This window comes from Ensifer sp. ZNC0028 (assembly GCF_000799055.1).
Classification (GTDB): domain Bacteria; phylum Pseudomonadota; class Alphaproteobacteria; order Rhizobiales; family Rhizobiaceae; genus Ensifer.
The window spans coordinates 21,199-37,577 of record NZ_JTLA01000025.1; the positions used below are offsets into that span (position 1 = coordinate 21,199).

General features: G+C 58.3%; 21 protein-coding genes and 1 pseudogene. 9 read left to right on the forward strand and 13 right to left on the reverse strand.

Annotated features, from left to right (window positions below):
- Nucleotides 1-89: 89 nt before the first annotated feature.
- From L981_RS05990 to L981_RS06000, 3 genes are read right to left on the reverse strand one after another with little or no spacing between them, the layout of a single operon-like run.
- Nucleotides 90-1,532, reverse strand: a complete 1,443-nt coding sequence (locus tag L981_RS05990; RefSeq protein WP_043612840.1) for a DUF1254 domain-containing protein — start codon at nt 1,530-1,532, stop codon at nt 90-92.
- Nucleotides 1,533-1,579: 47 nt separating this feature from the next.
- Complete coding sequence (locus L981_RS05995; RefSeq protein ID WP_245281594.1) at nt 1,580-1,849, reverse strand: hypothetical protein; 270 nt, start codon at nt 1,847-1,849, stop codon at nt 1,580-1,582.
- Between the two features lie 53 nt (nt 1,850-1,902).
- Nucleotides 1,903-2,703 carry a DUF2092 domain-containing protein gene (locus tag L981_RS06000; RefSeq protein WP_082005916.1) on the reverse strand — a complete coding sequence of 267 codons (801 nt, stop codon included), beginning with the start codon at nt 2,701-2,703 and terminating at the stop codon, nt 1,903-1,905.
- A gap of 811 nt (nt 2,704-3,514) precedes the next feature.
- Here L981_RS06000 and L981_RS06005 point away from each other — a divergent pair.
- Nucleotides 3,515-4,054: an ABC transporter permease gene (locus L981_RS06005; protein WP_371258833.1), complete on the forward strand. Its 540-nt coding sequence runs from the start codon at nt 3,515-3,517 to the stop codon at nt 4,052-4,054.
- Between the two features lie 64 nt (nt 4,055-4,118).
- Here the strand turns inward: L981_RS06005 and L981_RS06010 are convergent, their stop codons facing one another.
- The 5 genes from L981_RS06010 to L981_RS35765 all read right to left on the reverse strand — a co-directional run bounded on the left by L981_RS06010 (nt 4,119) and on the right by L981_RS35765 (nt 9,081).
- Nucleotides 4,119-5,144 carry an ABC transporter substrate-binding protein gene (locus L981_RS06010; protein WP_043612847.1) on the reverse strand — a complete coding sequence of 342 codons (1,026 nt, stop codon included), beginning with the start codon at nt 5,142-5,144 and terminating at the stop codon, nt 4,119-4,121.
- A gap of 85 nt (nt 5,145-5,229) precedes the next feature.
- Nucleotides 5,230-6,993, reverse strand: coding sequence for a flagellin (locus L981_RS35960; RefSeq protein ID WP_082005914.1), 1,764 nt, complete (start codon nt 6,991-6,993; stop codon nt 5,230-5,232).
- Nucleotides 6,994-7,302: 309 nt separating this feature from the next.
- Nucleotides 7,303-7,953, reverse strand: a complete 651-nt coding sequence (locus tag L981_RS06020) for a hypothetical protein (RefSeq protein WP_043612853.1) — start codon at nt 7,951-7,953, stop codon at nt 7,303-7,305.
- A 276-nt stretch (nt 7,954-8,229) separates the two neighbouring features.
- Entirely contained in the window at nt 8,230-8,451 is a 222-nt protein-coding gene (locus L981_RS06025) for a hypothetical protein (RefSeq protein WP_043612887.1), read from the reverse strand.
- Between the two features lie 498 nt (nt 8,452-8,949).
- Nucleotides 8,950-9,081 (reverse strand): hypothetical protein, encoded by a 132-nt coding sequence (locus L981_RS35765; protein ID WP_256364275.1) that lies wholly within the window; start codon nt 9,079-9,081, stop codon nt 8,950-8,952.
- A gap of 215 nt (nt 9,082-9,296) precedes the next feature.
- Here L981_RS35765 and L981_RS35965 point away from each other — a divergent pair, with 215 nt between their 5' ends.
- Both L981_RS35965 and L981_RS06035 read left to right on the forward strand, forming a co-directional pair.
- A complete protein-coding gene (locus L981_RS35965) occupies nt 9,297-9,716 on the forward strand; it encodes a hypothetical protein (protein WP_043612855.1) in 420 nt (139 codons plus the stop codon).
- A gap of 180 nt (nt 9,717-9,896) precedes the next feature.
- The gene (locus L981_RS06035) at nt 9,897-10,391 is read left to right on the forward strand and encodes a hypothetical protein (RefSeq protein ID WP_043612857.1); all 495 of its coding nucleotides are present in this window, start codon (nt 9,897-9,899) and stop codon (nt 10,389-10,391) included.
- A 314-nt stretch (nt 10,392-10,705) separates the two neighbouring features.
- Here L981_RS06035 and L981_RS06040 read toward each other — a convergent pair whose 3' ends face one another.
- Entirely contained in the window at nt 10,706-11,176 is a 471-nt protein-coding gene (locus L981_RS06040) for a sigma factor (RefSeq protein ID WP_043612859.1), read from the reverse strand.
- Between the two features lie 125 nt (nt 11,177-11,301).
- Nucleotides 11,302-11,481 carry a hypothetical protein gene (locus L981_RS06045; protein WP_245281591.1) on the reverse strand — a complete coding sequence of 60 codons (180 nt, stop codon included), beginning with the start codon at nt 11,479-11,481 and terminating at the stop codon, nt 11,302-11,304.
- Between the two features lie 339 nt (nt 11,482-11,820).
- Between L981_RS06045 and L981_RS35770 the strand changes: the two genes are divergently transcribed.
- The 6 genes and pseudogenes from L981_RS35770 to L981_RS35980 all read left to right on the forward strand — a co-directional run bounded on the left by L981_RS35770 (nt 11,821) and on the right by L981_RS35980 (nt 13,418).
- Complete coding sequence (locus L981_RS35770) at nt 11,821-11,949, forward strand: hypothetical protein (protein ID WP_256364276.1); 129 nt, start codon at nt 11,821-11,823, stop codon at nt 11,947-11,949.
- Nucleotides 11,946-12,410, forward strand: coding sequence for a hypothetical protein (locus tag L981_RS33215; protein ID WP_245281592.1), 465 nt, complete (start codon nt 11,946-11,948; stop codon nt 12,408-12,410). Before L981_RS35770 ends, L981_RS33215 begins: the two co-directional genes overlap by 4 nt.
- 127 nt (nt 12,411-12,537) lie before the next feature.
- On the forward strand, nt 12,538-12,660 hold the full coding sequence (locus L981_RS35775) for a hypothetical protein (RefSeq protein WP_256364277.1): 123 nt from the start codon (nt 12,538-12,540) through the stop codon (nt 12,658-12,660).
- A 144-nt stretch (nt 12,661-12,804) separates the two neighbouring features.
- Nucleotides 12,805-13,062, forward strand: coding sequence for a hypothetical protein (locus tag L981_RS35970; RefSeq protein ID WP_043612865.1), 258 nt, complete (start codon nt 12,805-12,807; stop codon nt 13,060-13,062).
- Nucleotides 13,063-13,105: 43 nt separating this feature from the next.
- Nucleotides 13,106-13,153, forward strand: a pseudogene (locus L981_RS35975) (hypothetical protein); the annotation flags it as partial.
- A 118-nt stretch (nt 13,154-13,271) separates the two neighbouring features.
- The gene (locus L981_RS35980) at nt 13,272-13,418 is read left to right on the forward strand and encodes a DUF1515 family protein (protein ID WP_371258834.1); all 147 of its coding nucleotides are present in this window, start codon (nt 13,272-13,274) and stop codon (nt 13,416-13,418) included.
- A gap of 21 nt (nt 13,419-13,439) precedes the next feature.
- Here L981_RS35980 and L981_RS34405 read toward each other — a convergent pair whose 3' ends face one another.
- The 3 genes from L981_RS34405 to L981_RS06085 form a co-directional block, all read right to left on the reverse strand.
- Nucleotides 13,440-13,613, reverse strand: coding sequence for a hypothetical protein (locus tag L981_RS34405; protein WP_156133991.1), 174 nt, complete (start codon nt 13,611-13,613; stop codon nt 13,440-13,442).
- A 598-nt stretch (nt 13,614-14,211) separates the two neighbouring features.
- Nucleotides 14,212-14,445, reverse strand: a complete 234-nt coding sequence (locus L981_RS06080) for a hypothetical protein (RefSeq protein WP_043612868.1) — start codon at nt 14,443-14,445, stop codon at nt 14,212-14,214.
- Nucleotides 14,446-15,952: 1,507 nt separating this feature from the next.
- Entirely contained in the window at nt 15,953-16,222 is a 270-nt protein-coding gene (locus L981_RS06085) for a hypothetical protein (RefSeq protein WP_043612870.1), read from the reverse strand.
- Nucleotides 16,223-16,379: the final 157 nt, after the last annotated feature.

Genomic DNA, 16,379 nt, shown 5'->3' on the forward strand with positions numbered 1-16,379 from the left:
TGCTTTCAATAAGAGACGTGGATGCCGAGACTTCGCGTTTGCAGCCGCCGCGAACCGGAGCCGCGGCGGCTGCATGCACGCTGGTGGAATTAGCTCACCTTCATCACCGGCGGTATGGTCCAAGAACCGTCAATGATGGAGGGATTGCTCTCGTTGGGCCAGTAGAGGCGCATCATGAGAATGAACTTCCCCTTGGGTGCTGGAAGCCAGTTCGACTCCTTATCTGCCCCGGGCGATTCATGCTGAATGAACAAATCGATCGAACCGTCGGGATTTGCCTTCAGATCCTGCCGTGCACTGATCGAATAGCGATTGAGCGGATTGTCGACGAAGAAGTATCCCGCGTCATACATCGTCAAGGACCAGAAACCCGAAACAGGCGGCGTCTGGCCTTTCTTGAAAGTCATCACGTACTTCTCGGAACCGCTATAGGCCCGCTTGATCACACCGCCGCCGGACTTCATCGACGTCGGATAGACCGCATCCTGCGGCCGGTTTGCCCCAAGACCGATCGCCGTGACCAAGGCACGCTGGATATAGTTGGTGCCGTAGATGCCCGTCTTGGTCGTGAAACCCCAGCCATCGATATCCTGCACGTCGCCATCGCTGAGCTTGAAGTGCATCATGATGCGCGCGAAGGCGACCTGGGGCACGCGCTTGGCAAAGGCCGGGTCGAACTTGCTTTTATCGAAGTCCTGACCCGGGACAATGCCAAGCTCGGCGAGCTTGGCAATCATCGGTGCATCCGCCTCACTCGGTGGGTTGCGTTTCAAAAGCTCGGCAAAGAGGCTGAAGTACTCGATGGCATCCATGCCATTGACCTGCTCGCGGACGGCAGTCTCCATATCGATGGCCGGATCGATCTTGCCCTTGGGTGCTGTCCAGTCCTTGCCCCAGGCGCTCAATGGGTAAAGCTTCACTTCATCCTGAAGCCTGTGCACTTCGGCGTAGTCCTCCTCGGTGCCCGTGCAATAGATGCGTCCAAGCAGCCAAACGATGCTCGTCGGAGATTTGTATTGGGTCACGCCTTCGGGAAGTGTGCCTTCCCAACCGGGTCCGGTAACCACGAACGTCTGCGCCTCGGTGCCTGTCGTGCGCTTTCCGGGGACGTCGAATACCGTTGTCCAACCGTCCAGCATCGGAAACAGAGCATAGCGATCCTTCAGGTCAGGCAGGCTGATGACCCAAGGCTCATCACCCACGTCGAAGAACGCGGTCGTATAAAGTGTATCGGCGTTCGGTGCGGTCACGTCGCGAAACTTGGCGTCCGGATACTGGCGCAGCTTGATCAGATGCCCCATGGGGCCACGGGTTCCTTCGGGTTCCGCGACGTTGGTAATCACGCGCCGGGTCAGTTCCATCGTCACTAGAGGATAGGCATAAGTGTACGCCTCGACGGCGAGCGCGAATTCATCAAGCCCTTCCGGCAGATCTGCCACCAACCCGTCGGCGGCAGCACCAGGTCTTGCGAGAGAAGCTGCCGCCAGTACTCCGAGACCGGCGGCCGTCAAGTCACGACGCGTAATATCCATTCTATCCCTCCAGCGAAAAATTCAGTTGCGATGTAAATGCGTTGAGTTCAGTCGATGTAAACGACGACGTAACGCCCACCGTACGGTTGGTAGTAGACCCCGCCGCAACGCCACACCACGGTGCCATTGACACTCGTGCTGACGCAGCCTGCGGGCAGTGCGGCAACATACACAGTCGAGCGGCGGATCACTCGGCGCGTGGTGCGGCGAGCGACACCGGCGACACTTCCAGGCGTCAACGGGCGTCCCACGACTGCTTGTGCCTCGGATACGAACGAGCCGAACGGCCAGGGCGCGAGCGCGTCTGCCGCGAGCATGGCGAAACCGGCGATGGCGACTGAAAGGATCTTTGCGTGCAGCTTGCGCGTCCTCATTGCACAGTCTCCAACGAAAGTTCGCCGGTGACATCGGCATGGACGTGTTCGAGCTTCTTGGCAGCCGGCGGCGGCGTGAACTCAAGCTGTGCCGCGTCGATGCCATCCGACTTCCAATTGCTGAGCCGCAGCGAATACTGCGGCGCTCCGGCGGTCCATTTGGTTGTGATGACGTATTTGAGCGGCAAAGGCCTGCTGCCCCTGCTGATCCAGATCTGCCAGTCGACAATGTCGGTCCTGAAGGCGAGATGGTCGCATTCCACCCCGTTGACAAAGGCCGATCCGATAACGGTTCCTTCCGTCACGCCGTCAGTGAGAACGGCATAGGGATCGCCTGCCAGAAAATCGGCTCCCGGTGCATCAAGTCCCGTGGCGGCGCGAAGCTCCTCGGCCGCATCTTCAACACTGGGGCCGGGGCTTTGAAGCTGCGCGTAAACGTTCAGCACTTGGTCGTGCAGTGATATCGTGTCGCCATCGAATATCACCTCCGCCTGGGCAAAGGGGCCCATGCGCTTCATTCGAAAACCTCGTGCGCGATCGACGGCGATGGAGCCGGAGGCGCTGTACTGGATTTTCTGACCTCGCAAATTAACGACTTCTTGATCCACATCGTAGTCGACGCTGAGTGTCGGCGTCGACTTGAGAGTTTCGCTCATCGCGGCCAGGATCCGATCCGCGTCCGGCTCGATTCCGTCTTGCGCCGATACCGGCCAAGCCATCACGCTACCAGCGGCCATTAACATTCCGGTAAAGCGGCGCCGCCAAAGTGCGCCAGGTAATCTCAGTCTACCATTCATCTGCTCATCCAGAAGGCACATTGATCTGCTTGCCGGCCAGGTCTCGCAACAAGTCTAGCTGCTGCGTAGAGCTCGGTTGCAAGGCACTGCCGGCCCTTTGCATTACTGCTGCATTAGCCGTGTGTGATCTTACCATTTCACGCCAACTTGCACGTTCAATGTTACATTTCAGCGCCCGCGACCAGAATGAGGTCAAAGAGGTCTGGACATGCCGACGCGGAACGCTGCAGTAGATTCGCGGTCGATTCTGAGGGATTGCCCGACCGGTCGTGTCGCGCTGAGGCGGATCCGGCCGGTCGCGAAGGCGTTCACTTCATAAGCGACATCGCCTTATGGTGGGTACAGCGACGCCGCACGCCCCGTATTCAGTCAATGCGTTTGTGGGTTCCGTGTCGCATCGCGTATCGTCCGGAACTTTGCCCGGCGAGAATGTCTGACGCCGATGAAGTTTTCGGCTGGGTCCGTCATGGGACAAGGTTCGAGAAATCTCGGCCCGGTAAGCGGTTTGGTGGTTCACTGAGTTTGATACGATTCCGCGATCGTTGCTGCGCCAGGAAGGCAAATTGAATATTTTTCCGGACGACCTGCCATTCCGCCTCTTCGTGGCAATCCTCGGTGCATGCGCGGTAATTGGCTGTTGGGCGGCCTACGTTGAGTTCTCTGATGTTCCGCCGTACATCGTCCCGCGGCCGGACGCAGTCATTGCTGCACTTGTGACGGACTGGCCCTTTTAGGGCCGGCACTTTGGGTTAGCATGCAAACGGCTTTCGTGGCGCTACTCCTTGCTGTCGTAGGTGGGGGATGCGCGGCGGTGGTCCTGGCGCAATCTCGATGGATCGAGACCTTGTTGTCGCCGCTCATGGTGACATTGCAGGTAACGCCGATCGTCGCGATAGCGCCGTTGATCCTGGTTTACGCGCCGACGCCATGGATCGCGCAGTTGATATGTGCGTTCCTCGTGACGTTCTTCCCGATCATGCTGAATACGCTGCAAGGCTTGAAAAGCGCTGACCGAAATCATGCCGATCTCTTGAAGACCTACAGCGCGTCGAGTTGGCAGGCTCTCGTTTATTTGAAACTGCCGTCAGCACATCCAGGCTTCTTTGCTGGTCTCAAGACCGCTAGCGGCCTCGCGCTGGTGGCGACAGTTGTCGGTGAGTTCGCGGCCGGGCAGGCCGGCAACAATGCCGGCTTGGCCTTTAGACTGCTGGAGGCGCAGTACCGGCTGAACATGCCGCGCCTGTTTGCATGCCTCGTCCTGCTCGCCGTTCTCGGAGCGGCAATGTTCTATTTTACGTCTATACTGTCGTCCCTTGCCCTTCGCCATTGGCATGAAAGCGAGCGGTCCTGATGGCGCCGCGAGAATGATCCGACGTGGACTTAGACAAGAACCAATGGACGCCTCCCATTCGCTCTCAAGATTTCTCCTTCAGCGACATTCCAACACCCTTGCACGAAAACCGGGGGTCGAAAGCCTTCCTGTAATCGGTGTCGGGCTTCAGCAGCTTCACCTTCACCAGCTCATCAAACAACTGCTTGTAGCGTTCGGCGGATAGACAGCCGATACCCTTGGTCAGCGCCTCACCGGAATCGACGATCCCATATTGCTTCATCTTGCCGATGGCAAAGGCGATCTGGCCATCGGTCATCTCCGGGTTGTCTCTCTTGATCAGCTCGTTTGCAGCGGCGTTGTCGCTGTAGAGATAATTGTACCAGCCCTCGATGGAGGCATCGACGAAGCGCTGCACGAGATCGGGGTTCTGATCGATGAGGCTTTGCCGGACGGTGATCATCGTGGCGTAGGGCGCATATCCGCTGTCAGCAAGGAGGAATATGTTCGGCTCTTTGCCGGTCTGCCGCTGGATCTCATAGGGTTCGGCCGTGATCAATCCTTGTTGCGCGGAGCCTCTGTCGGCGAGAAACGGAGCGGAAGAGAAATTGTACGGCTTGAACTGTTCGTCGCGGAAACCAGCGAAATTCGCTTTCATCCACTCGAAGTACGCCCCGAACCCGCCATGCGTCATGAAAATCGTTTCGAGCTTGGCGAGATCTTCGAACTTCTCGATGCCGGCGTCTGGGTGGGTCAGGATGACCTGCGCGTTCTTCTGATAGAAGGCGGCAACATCGACAAGGGGAATACCCTGCTCGACACCGACGAGTTGCTCTTGCTGCGTACCGAGGTAAAAATCGAGTTTGCCGGTCAGAAGCAGGGTGCGGTTCTGTGCGCCCGGTCCGCCCTGTTGGATCTCAACGTCGAGGCCGTACTCCGCATATGTGCCATCGGCGAGGGCCTGATAGAATCCACCATGGTCGGCCTCCGCGAGCCAATCGGTACCGAAGCGGATCTTGTCGAGAGAATAGGCTGGCGTTGCGGTCAAAACCACGCAGATGGTCAGCCCGCCGGCAGTTGCCGCCGTGCTGGATAAGGTAGATGCGTTCATTGCAGTTCCTAGCGGAGGCAAGGCAAACGCCACGCTCGTATCGCAAATCACTTGAATCTACAACTTAAAATGGGGCGAGGCGTACTCATCGGAACAGTTGCAAGATGTTGCCAGCATTGGAATTTGCAATCTGGAGCGATTGGATTGCCAGCTGTTCCTGGGCCTGAAGCGCCTTGAGCCTTGTCGAGGCCTCATTCATGTCAGCGTCGACGAGACGCCCGACACCCTTGTCGATCGTGTCCATGAGCGTTTGCGCGAAGCCTTCTTGCATATCGATGCGCGTTTTAAGCGCGCCGAGGGTCGCGCCGGCATCGATCACGTCAGCCGAAACGACCTCGAGATAGCCGATGTACATATCCAGCTTCTGCGGATTGGCAACAATATCGATGTCCAGCAGGTTCTGCTCGGCCAGCGGCTCGATGCTCACCTTGATACCGGTGAACCCGATTGAGGTTCTGCTACCCGAGAGGCGGTCAACAGCCTTGTCCGAACGGACAGAAATCGCAGACGGGCTGGTTGCCTTGATGATGACGTCAGGCCAGTCTGCGCTGATCAAGGACTGCAGCAAGGTCACCATTTCGTCCGAGGTCTCGATTTTTCCGTTGGTCTTCGACAGGAGCGAATTGACATAGGTACGGTCGAAGACGTGGTCCGTGGCTGGAGCCCCGTTGACGCTGAAACTGAAACGGAGTTCAACGCCGTCAAGGTTGTCGCCATCGGCGTAGACCTCAAAAGGCGAAAAAGCGAGCGACATCGCGGAACCGCGGACCCCGTAGTTAAGGGAGTCTGACATACCGCCAGATCCGACACTGCTGGTAAAACCGGCGATTTCGACCGACGACCCATCAAGCCCGGAGTTTTCCTGCGTCTGGATGCCAATTCGATTAGGGATGGGAATGCCGTTGTTGTCGACGTAGGTTGTGGCCCGCGCCCCCGAATTTGCCTGGACGAGTGCGTGGTTAAGCAGCGAGGCATACTGCGTGTAGCTGGAAATGACGCCGCTTGCGGCCGGGAACAGGGTGTCGACCATCGCTCGATCGATAATGATGTTGGTCGTCTTGCCAGGATTATGCGGCGGGTCCAGGTCGGCGGGATTGTCAGCGTCAACCGTGATGTCGAAACTGATGGTGTCGGTCGTGCCAAAGGTTAGAGGTCCGGCGAAATTGAAATCCTTGACTGCGCGAGCCCCGATTGCGGTGTTTGACGTGTCCATGTGGATGAACCCGTGGGCATCCATGTAGGTGTCATGGTTTCTGATGCCGCCGAGGGTCAGCATCTTACGCGTATCGGCCTGTAAGAGGCCGCCACCCGTTTTGTTGAACAGCGCAATCTCGGACAGATGGAAATCAGTCTTGCCAATGCTGACGCCATCAGGCGACCGAATGAAAGACGAGGTTAACGAGACTTTGTTGAGGTCGCTGTCGTTGATATTGGCAATGTCGGTCTCCAGCCAGTTGACGCCGTTGAAGCTTGCCGATTTCGAAACGCTGACCAGCTGGCCTTTCAATTGCTCGAGCTCGGCCTGGATCTTGGCTGCGCCCACACCCGGCTCCTTGGCAGCAATGAGCTTGGCCTTGAATTCCGAGAGGATTTCGCTGACCGTATCGACCGCAGTGTAGGCAACGTCGATCTTGGCCGCTGCCAGGCCGAGCGCATCCGCGACCGCTGAGGTCGCCTTGTTATCCGAGCGCATGGTCGTCGATATCGACCAATAAGCGGCGTTATCGGATGCGCTCTCAACCCTGAGCCCCGAACTTAACTGCTGCTGCGTGCCAGCCATACCCGCGCCAATCGTCCGCAAGGTTTGAAGCGCGGCCATTGCCGCGGTATTTGTTAGAATGCTGCTCAAGTTAAAAGCCCCGAAAGTATAGGCCAGCCCCCGGACCTGCAGGCCAGTCCGGCACAATAAAGCTAGCAATGGTGGGACACTTTTAACGGTTAACCACAAGGGTGCTCGCCATAATGGCGAGACCGTCACCCCAAGAAACGAGGCGACCCGCTCTTAAGGCTGCCCGGACGACATTTGTTTGAGGTGTCGCGCCAAGCACTTTCATTCACGTTTTCGTACCAGAAATGGTTAACAAATGGTTAACGGTGCTTGCGGTGGCGCACCCTTGGCGACCATTCTTCCCGATCGGTTCTGTCTGCACTCGTCGGTCTACGGCGCGTCGTTTGGGCACGGGAATTGCGGTATGACGTTAGCGACCAGTTCGAACTCTGGCTCGAAGCTATTAATGAGCTGCACGAATTTTCTCTCGATTTCGCCCGGATCGGCGATATCGTTCAGGGCAATGGAATTTCGCCGCAAGAACCGCGAATAGAGGCGCCCCTTGTCAGAAGCACCGGGTTGGAACTGGATCCGCTCAAGACCCATTGCCGATGCGGCCGTCCTGATCGTTTCGATGATAGCTTCGCGCATACGGAGGTTCGAAATCGGGCCAACTTCCGCATTCAGTCTGAGATATCCTTTGGCGTCGAGATCGCCGGCACGGAGCTCTACAAAGCTGATAAGCGGATAGCCTGCCCACCAGTTTTCGCAGCCACGCCACGTGCCATTCGTCTGATCCAATTCCTGACGCCATCGCGCCGGCAGAAAGCTCACCTGGCTCTTGGTGAGGTCGGAGAATATATACTCGCTCTTGCCAATCCTGACCAAATTCTCTGGCGCCGGGTTGCTACCAAACAGCCGATGGACGGCGGGCTCAAAGCCAGACCCCGAATTGTCCTCTTTGATGAGACCCAGCACCTTTTTATGGTCGCGATAGAACGCATGTGCGAGGTTTGCCAACGCGGATCGGTCTTTGTTCAATTCGGGATGTCCTCAAGCATTGATGGATGTTTCTTTTCTGCAATCCTTTCGCGAGCGTGTCCACCGGTTCGATCTCTTTCCCAACGGACTCGGCGCCACGCGGCCACGGCGGGTGACGCTTTTTCGCTTTCGGATCTCATGGGCCGCGCAGCATGCGTTTTCGGACGCGACAAGCGGAGCAGTCTCCCGCGGACTGCCACTCGTGTGTCGGTCCTCTAAGGTCCCCGGACTTCTTGAAGCAAGGTCTGAAAATCTCCCCTTATGGTGGCCACCAACTCAGGCTTCAGCAATTTTGATGTCGTCGCGGATCAGTCTCGCCAGCTCGTCTTCATTGGTCACACCGAATTCGTACCAATTGATCAGCGACCTGGCGGTGCGGCCGCTTTCTTGACTTTCGGTTAGGTGTCCGCGCTCGTCGCACCAGTCGCGCAAAATTCGACGAAGGACCACGATCGCTTCGGAGCTTACCGCCATTTTTGGCCAATCCGTCTTCCACATTCCCAACTCCCCCTTTTGCGATAACGCTACGTACTCCAAGGCCAGCCCCATAAGGGGCACGATGAGCGACTTCTACTGTTTAACCCTCAGGCGCGAAGGCAATATAATGATCGGTCAACGGGACTGCCGGGAAGCTGGCGGATGTGCGTCTGCCCTGTTCTGGCAAAGGCGCTTGAACCTCCGTGAGCGCGGAGGTTCAAACCGTATGCGCGTTTTTAGATCGAGGAATTGCGCGGCAATAAAACCAGCACTCTCTCGTCTATAGATTGTGTTTTTCTGGTGCGCAATTACAAGTATATTGTTGCAGTTTGGCGGCCAGAAAGCAATGAAATACGTAGGATGCTGACTAATCAATTTGAGTTACGCTGGATAGCGATGGCTGTTGTCCGAGGCGCCAAGTCCGCTTCGGACTAAGGGAGCAGCACTTCACGAGCCCGATGCAACGGCTCGTTCCGAGGATGTCGAATGGCCTGCGCGGACGGGGCAGGCCATGCCGCTCTATCGATTTCCGGGATCAAACTCCAGTTCGCCATGAAGCGCTATTCCCTCGTTCTTGAATTCAAAGCTCGTCTGCATGATCAACCAGAATTCGGGCGTTGTGCGGAACGGCGACTGTCGTGCGAGAAACATGGTCCTCTCCACTGGCCGCACAATCCGACGGACGCTTGCTACCCACCCCCCGCGGCCGCCGTGAACAGTCTTTCGTAAAAGGCTGCTGCAGTCAGCCTCACACGCCGCCCAGCAGACTTGGAGGAGCCCTGGGAGTGCGTCACGCAACTGTCACGCGCGGTGAGCTCCGGGAACTGCTAAGAAGTAGAAAGTCGTGCCGCAGCTGGGGTAGCAAGATGCGTCGATATTTCTTTCACATCCATCTTCTTGGGCGAGTGAACCGCGATCACATCGGATCGTTCCATGCCACTAACAGCCAGGCAGTGGCCCACGGTAGGTCGGTTGCTGACGAGATCGCAGAAGACGACAGCTATCGCAGCGTGGTAGTAACTGTTGAACGGGCAGGCGGCGTTGTCCTGGCCCGCGTAAGCGCGAGGAGAGCCATGCCACCCTGGCAGTCTGCGAACTCGAGGTTCGAACACGCTTGGCGGGAGCTGGACAGCTTGGATAACCTCGATGATACGGCCGTGACTGCGGTGGCCGGAAGAACGAATGGGGTCGGTGAGACGCGTTCGATCCCATCCCTTTCGTTGCGGTTCTTCACCGACGGTATCGGGCGCCTCGCTCAAAACAAGGCCCGCGCGGGAAAATCGTGAGCAAGACTTGTCCACAAATGGCCAGCCGTTAACATCCCCTGCGGCCAGAACAACGGGGGGATCGATGTCGAGCTTCACACTGGATACCAACTGTTCATCGATGTCGATGAAAACAGGCCAGCCCAGGGGGATGTCCTGACACTGATTGAAGCGGCGAGACGCGGAAAGGCGGATATCGCCATGTTGGCGTCGAGCGCTTGCGAACGTCAGCCGGGCGGTGCGCACCTCAATCGCTTTGCGGACTTCCAAAGGCGGTTGATTGCTGTCGGCCTTGGAGAGATTGCGCTTTTGCGGCCGATTGCAAGGCATAGGTTTTCGTTCCATGGCTTCGCGGTCATGAGCGATGAAGCGGCGATCGATCGTGAGCGTCTTATCTTTAAAACCCTCTTCCCAACGATAGCTCCGCGATGGCCCGACTACGCGGCAGCACACGGCCTGGACAGAAAGGATTTGCGCAGTGTCGGTGCCTGGGAGTGGCGCAACCGGCTGGGCGCGGCCCAGGCCTTCTGGGCGCATGAAAACGCCGAGCGCGACGTTTTCGTGACGACCGACGAGAACTTTACCCGCTTGCCGTACAAAGCTGAATTCTCTGGTGCGGTCATCATGACACCCACCCAGGCGGTAGAGACGTTGAATGTCGGGCAATGGCCGCGCCTGCGCCTGCGAACAACGTAGTGCTAGTCGGAGACCACCATTTTCGGAGCGCGTTGCCCGTCTGCCTGAGAGAAAGAGGGAGGCGCTTGAGCTTTGGCCGTAAGCAAGGCGGCCAGTGCGGGGGGAGGGAGCACGCATTTGCAGAGATTAGAGTATTTCTTCTCACGCGACCGTATTGCGGCTGGGATAGCCCTGATCGCAACCGGTGTTTCGCATCCTGTCAAAGAGCGCGCAGCGCGCTGGTAACACTGGGAGCCGCGAATGGCAGGGCCGCCAGTGCGACGGCCGTTCCAAATCGCGCAATCTTCATACGGCGGCCACGGCTGCCGTTCCAGTCATAGCCCATCAGGTGACCTTCGTCGGTGGCGCAGGCTGTGACCGAGGCGAAGTTGGACCATAATCCGAACCAGCCATCGCCGCACATCCGACGTTTCAACGAACTCCGCCATATGGTCGATTGCATGTTGAAGCGTCCGTTCCGTGAGCGCGGTTGCATCCTCTGGGGATGACGTGAGGCTTCTCGCCCAGGCAGATAGCTGCGGAAGCAGATCCACAACCTGGGTGCTGCTGTGGGCGTGTCGCGACGTGTGCTCGAAAAACTGCCGGCAGGAATTTCTGAGCCGGAGTTCAAGCTCCCATTCATTCCGTGTGCCGTCCATGTAAAGTCTGATGGCCCGGCGCGCGAGGCAGTCTGCCTCGTCGCTATGGCGACCGATGTTGCGCGCGCTGACGACCTTTTCAAAGGCCGTGGCGATGACAGCGAAATCTTCGGGAAGAATGTATCCGGTGCGCGTCTGATCAAACATAGCGCAACTCCTCCAGTTAGGGCGAAAGCGCTTATGATCTCCCAGCCGCCGCGCCCGTTGTGCTGTCCAACGATGGAGAGAGTATGCACCTCTGGAGGCGGACTGGCTATCCTTCAAACGAACTCTCAGGTTCGGGATTGAGGTGCCGCTAGCTCAATTTGTTTCAGCAGCGCGACTACTTCGGCCTGCATGTCCAGGCACAGCGTCTGATACTCGTTGATCAATTCCCCGCGGCGAGGGTGCTCCTTCAGCAGATTGTCGAGGGTCTGCGCGGCCAACGCGTAGGACTCGAACAGATCGTACAACGTAGGGTTCCTGGCTGCTCGCAGCTGCTCACGGTGATGAGGCAATACGAAGGAGAGCTGCGCCCGTCCGAGCTTTACCAAGACATTTATCACAGCCTTTGCCGCGTCATTTTTGCCGCGTCACGACAGATTCTCAAAATGTCGTCTTTTTGCATGCCGCGCGCTGTGCCGCAACGGGAGCACTGAATGAGTTCTTTCAACTCCATTTCGGAGAATGTGAGCCGCTCGCGCCCGCCGCATACTTGGCACTGAATATCAAAGTTATCGGAGCAATCCATGGCTGCCTCCGTGCTGGCGATACAACCACTTTAGCACCTCCTCACCTAAAGGAAAAACCCCATGAACAGAACAACGTTCCTCGCCTATGCGAGGGGCGCGCCTTTTGGCGGCCGTCTGCTGCAGACAAAGATCGACGGTATGAACGCCATCCTTGACGAGTGGATCATCGTCAGTCGACCGGCAAAGTGATCGACAACCGGTGGCTCGCCTACATGCTGGCGACCGACCGGCGCACGATGCAGCCGGTGACCGAGAACCTCAGCTACTCGGCCGAGCGTCTCACGCAGGTGTGGCCGACCCGGTTCGCGACGATCGCCAGCGCCAAGCCCTTCGCCCGAAACCCGTGCAAGCTGGCGAACAAGGTCTATGGCGGCCGGATGGGTAACACCGCGCCCGATGATGGCTGGCTCTATCGTGGCCGTGGGCTGCCGCAGATCACCGGCAAGCAAAACTATGAGAAGTTCGGCATCGCCGACGCGCCTGAGAAGGCCGCCGAGATGCCGATGGCCATTCGCATTCTCTTCGACGGCATGATCGGTGGCATCTTCACCGGGAAGAAGCTCGCCGACTATTTCAACCAGGTCGACAACGATTTGGTCGGCGCGCGACGCATCATCAGCACCGACAAAGCGAAGCCGATCGCCGGCTAGTATCGCAACTTTCTCGACGCGCTCGAGGCGTCGCGGGCACGGGCCGAGCTGCCCGGTGTGAAGCTGGAAGCGGCGAAGGCCGACGACGTGCCGGCCACCCAGAGCGGAACGGCGGTGACGACAGTCGGTGGCTTGTTCGGCGGCGCTGGCCGCGGTGCTCGGCGTCAACAATCCCTACGCCGCCGGCATCGCCGCGCTGCTCATCGTCATCGGCTCGATCGCAGCCTTCATGTTCATCACTGGCCGCTGATCGGTGAACCGCGCGCCGGCTCGCTGACATGTGGCCGCGTACAATCGCCGGCGGGCTCGCGCTCGCCGGCATCACCTGGCTCGTCATCGAGATCCGCGCGGACGGCGCGCAGTCCGCCACCACCAAGATTGAAAGGCAGAACAAATGAAGCGGCGAGCCGCGCTCATTCGAACCGCACTGATTACGATTCGTGCCTTAATGCTGGCGGGCTGTGGAACTTCGGGGCCGGCGAGTGTGACGGCTCTTAGAAGCATCGTCGGAACCGACCTGATCGGTGCGCGAAGGGCGATGCCGGCAGATCAGCGGAAGATTGACCGGACCGCCATGGGAATCTGTGCCGCGGCGATCTCGACGAAGGCGGAATGCACAAGACACGGGGAACGGGCTGATGGCACCATCTGAAGATGCGGCAGTACATCGCCAGCTCGGGGAGCTGGTGGCAGGCATGCGGAGCCTGCAGGAATCTATTCGGCGGCTGGAAGAAGGATCGATGCGGGCGGAGGATAAGGCGGCGACGAGCCGCGCCGCCGTGCATCGACGCATGGATCAGCGCCGATCGCGTCGGCCACGTCGACGCCTCGGTTGTCACGATCGGCGAGGATGTTTCCGAAATGAGGCCGATAACCGACGATGTGAAGCGATGGAAGTTGATGGGGATCGGGGCGCTCGGTGTGACCGGTATCGCAGCAATGGCGCTGGGCGTTAGCTTTGCCGAGGCAATCCGACGCATCGCGTTTGTCGTTATAGGAAAAGGGTAGTAGCGCTGCGTTTAGCCAGGATCAGTGCACTGCCACATCAGTCGGCGCCATTGTCCACCCCCGCCGCTGTGCCTCTTCGGTTATTTCACGAAACACCTCGTCCTCTGAGGCGTTGGGGAAGAGGATGGTTGCGGCGGTGAACAGCAAATGCAGGTCTACATCATCCAATTCGCCAAGGTTTAAGTCATCGTCCATGTCAGGTCCTCCGTGTGAGAAGGGCGAAGGCTATGGCGCCGGCCGCCGTGGCCGCTAGGCGCAAAAGTGCCTACGCGTCAAAAGGTATGGCCTCGCCGGTTAAGGCGAGGCCATTGGGGCACTTTGTGGCTTCACATCCGGAGGGATCGTGATTGGGAAATCTTGATCGGGTTCAGAGGTGCCACACGGCAGAAACGCCGACGCCGGTATTGAGTTCCGGTCTTCGCAAAAAAATGGCCCCAAAGTGCAACCAACGGGGCCAACGTTCGTGCTTGTGCCAAGCGAGCCCTCGCGGAGGGGGAAGGGATGCTCGGGCTCACGCTCTACAACGACCAGCCCTGGGGACTGGTTCCAACTTTGACGGCAGGCCACGCGCAATTGAGCAGCTAAGTGCACACGAAGTCAACCATTGCGATAAGTCAGAGCGACCAGCCAAGCTGCGAAGGCAACGAAAAGCCATAGCCGTGCGTGCCTGTACCGTTGACGTCTAGCGCCTTCCCAATCGTAGGACATGAGCCTCCTCCTCTCGGCCGCGCACAATGCACGATTGCACCTATGACGAAAAGACTATCTTCGGCGGCTTCCAGTTAGGACGCACTCAATGCCCCGTCTCCTCGGTCTCCGGTTCTATGTATCGGCCGATCGACCATAGGTAGGCGATAATTTCCAGCCTCAGCGGATCTCTCTCCCCGTATTTCTTTGTTATTCGACGAACCTCTGCGGATGCCGCCTTTACCTCACCGATCACATACATCCCGCGGCCAATGGCGGTGATTTCGCAGCCAGCCGCGATCAACTCATTCACGAATCCCGGGATTTCATTCGGCGTCATTTGAGGTCACGTGGGTTGTTATTCAATCAACAACGCAGGGGGCTTTGGATCCGACGACGGATTAGGACCTCTGCGGAGGGGTTATCAGACCTAGGTCCGGGACGCTCAGTTTAAAGAAACGGCCCCGTCCGGGGAAAGCAGGGCCTGAGGTCGGGATAGTGCCCATAGGCTCCATTCCGGGGACTATCGATGGAGCTCGGCCGAGCGTGATCCGGGTTGAACATGTCACTGTCCGGGCCAATGAAGGTGTCTCAGGCCTTGGCTTCGAGTTCAGGAGCGGCCATCAAGGCGCAACCGCTGAAATCTTTGAAGAATGACCGCGAGGGAGCAATCACGTTGCTGGCGCCAGCGCCAGTATCCTCAAAGACATCGGAGCAACTGGGCCCCCATTCAGCCACCTGACTTTTCGGGACCGCGAACTGGTGCACAGCGTCGGGGCGTTTTCGACCCCATTCTATGCCCCACCCATTGCGCTAAAGGCATGTCACGATACCGATTTTCGAGTTTCGAGGCCTGGTGCTTACCCGCTGGCGTGGGCGGTACCGTCTTGGTCTTTGCCTACGGGTTGAAGCGCTGACAGTGCGCGGAGACGTAGGGGCCGGCCGTCAAGGGCATAACAAGAGGGCTGAGGCCGCGATAAAGATAGCCGAGAGCAACGCGAATCCTATTCGGTTTTCGCCGGACGATAGCCTCCACCGATTTCTTTCACGGTCTCTTAGCTCGCATTTGCTGACAATGAAGGCAGCGAGAACAACCAAGATGCCAAACAGATATCCCCTCACCAGTATGTCCTCCGTCAGCAATGTTTAGCGAACATCTAGCCTGAGACGATTCCGGCGGCGATGGCTATGAGCGGCTGAGCTACCTGGCTGCTCTACTCCGGCAAACGGGATTGCGGTGCTACAAATGGCCGGCTTGGTGATCAGCCTTCCCCGTCAATTGCCGACACGTGGACAGATACTTCTGTCCCGCCGTTATCGGGAGAGAGGAAGCCCTATCCCTTCTCTTGAATGAAAAACTTCACGATGCCAATCGCCATTCTCATCCTCGTTTTCTGTGCGGGTCTCGCAATTCTCGGAGGATATTTCAACGATCGCCCCAGCAATCGCGCAAACGGGTGATCCCGCACTCTTCTGGGCTGAACGCCGACCGCAGTTCCGGCGGGGCAGGGCTGGGCCACACTCGCGCTGTGGCCGATGAGGGCTTGAAACCGGCTCCGGTCCGGCCGAAGATAATTCCGTCTGTGAAGTCGAACGCTCAGATGAAAGGCCCTGGGTCCTTCCCCGTTTCGGACCCGGGGTCTCTTCTTTCGGTAGCTCACGAACGCCGGCGAGCAGCTTCTTCGCCGTAGCGCACCTCCGACTGGCGATTCCGTGCCACAGTGATCGGTGGCATTTGTTGAACAGTATGGTAGGCGAACCTGCGGCCAAGTATGGCGTCTGCGCGAAGTTAGGTGTCCAATGGTGAGCGGTTCAATAGAGTGGCGCGCCGAGGGCGCGCCACGGATCTAGTTGATGGTAAAGTCGCCGAGCCCTTTTCCATACTCATGGCTCGGTTCGGATTTCGAACGAGCCGCCTCGCGCCACATTGCTGCTTCAAAGAGAGCCGTTTCGTCGCGAATGCCGGCCCGAAACTCATGCAACAAGTAGCGTGCGAGCCGGTCGGCACGCTTGCTGGGCCGATCAATGTTGCACCACATGCACACCCGGTCGAAAACCCCTTGCAGGAAGTGCAACTCGGTCGGGCTTATCCAGGCACTGTCTACGGGGTCAAACATCTGGGCCTCCCCGTCCTGGATTATGCCGCAGTGCGACTGTGGTCGCCTTTGTTGCCGAGTGTGGTGACGTGGGCTACGCCCTTGGCTGGCAGACCCGCCTCCAGACACGCCGCGACGAAAGCTTCACGTGCGATCGCCACCGGCGTTCTTCGGTTAA

Coding starts and splice junctions, on each gene's coding strand:
- L981_RS06080 (WP_043612868.1), bottom strand. CDS start 14,445: ATGACGCCGAATGAAATCCCGGGATTCGTGAATGAGTTGATCGCGGCT.
- L981_RS05990 (WP_043612840.1), bottom strand. CDS start 1,532: ATGGATATTACGCGTCGTGACTTGACGGCCGCCGGTCTCGGAGTACTG.
- L981_RS06035 (WP_043612857.1), top strand. CDS start 9,897: ATGTTGGCGTCGAGCGCTTGCGAACGTCAGCCGGGCGGTGCGCACCTC.
- L981_RS06085 (WP_043612870.1), bottom strand. CDS start 16,222: ATGTTTGACCCCGTAGACAGTGCCTGGATAAGCCCGACCGAGTTGCAC.
- L981_RS34405 (WP_156133991.1), bottom strand. CDS start 13,613: ATGGACGATGACTTAAACCTTGGCGAATTGGATGATGTAGACCTGCAT.
- L981_RS35965 (WP_043612855.1), top strand. CDS start 9,297: ATGCGTCGATATTTCTTTCACATCCATCTTCTTGGGCGAGTGAACCGC.
- L981_RS06040 (WP_043612859.1), bottom strand. CDS start 11,176: ATGTTTGATCAGACGCGCACCGGATACATTCTTCCCGAAGATTTCGCT.
- L981_RS35765 (WP_256364275.1), bottom strand. CDS start 9,081: ATGTTTCTCGCACGACAGTCGCCGTTCCGCACAACGCCCGAATTCTGG.
- L981_RS05995 (WP_245281594.1), bottom strand. CDS start 1,849: ATGCTCGCGGCAGACGCGCTCGCGCCCTGGCCGTTCGGCTCGTTCGTA.
- L981_RS35980 (WP_371258834.1), top strand. CDS start 13,272: ATGAGGCCGATAACCGACGATGTGAAGCGATGGAAGTTGATGGGGATC.
- L981_RS06010 (WP_043612847.1), bottom strand. CDS start 5,144: ATGAACGCATCTACCTTATCCAGCACGGCGGCAACTGCCGGCGGGCTG.
- L981_RS35770 (WP_256364276.1), top strand. CDS start 11,821: ATGAACAGAACAACGTTCCTCGCCTATGCGAGGGGCGCGCCTTTTGGC.
- L981_RS06025 (WP_043612887.1), bottom strand. CDS start 8,451: ATGTGGAAGACGGATTGGCCAAAAATGGCGGTAAGCTCCGAAGCGATC.
- L981_RS06000 (WP_082005916.1), bottom strand. CDS start 2,703: ATGAATGGTAGACTGAGATTACCTGGCGCACTTTGGCGGCGCCGCTTT.
- L981_RS35970 (WP_043612865.1), top strand. CDS start 12,805: ATGAAGCGGCGAGCCGCGCTCATTCGAACCGCACTGATTACGATTCGT.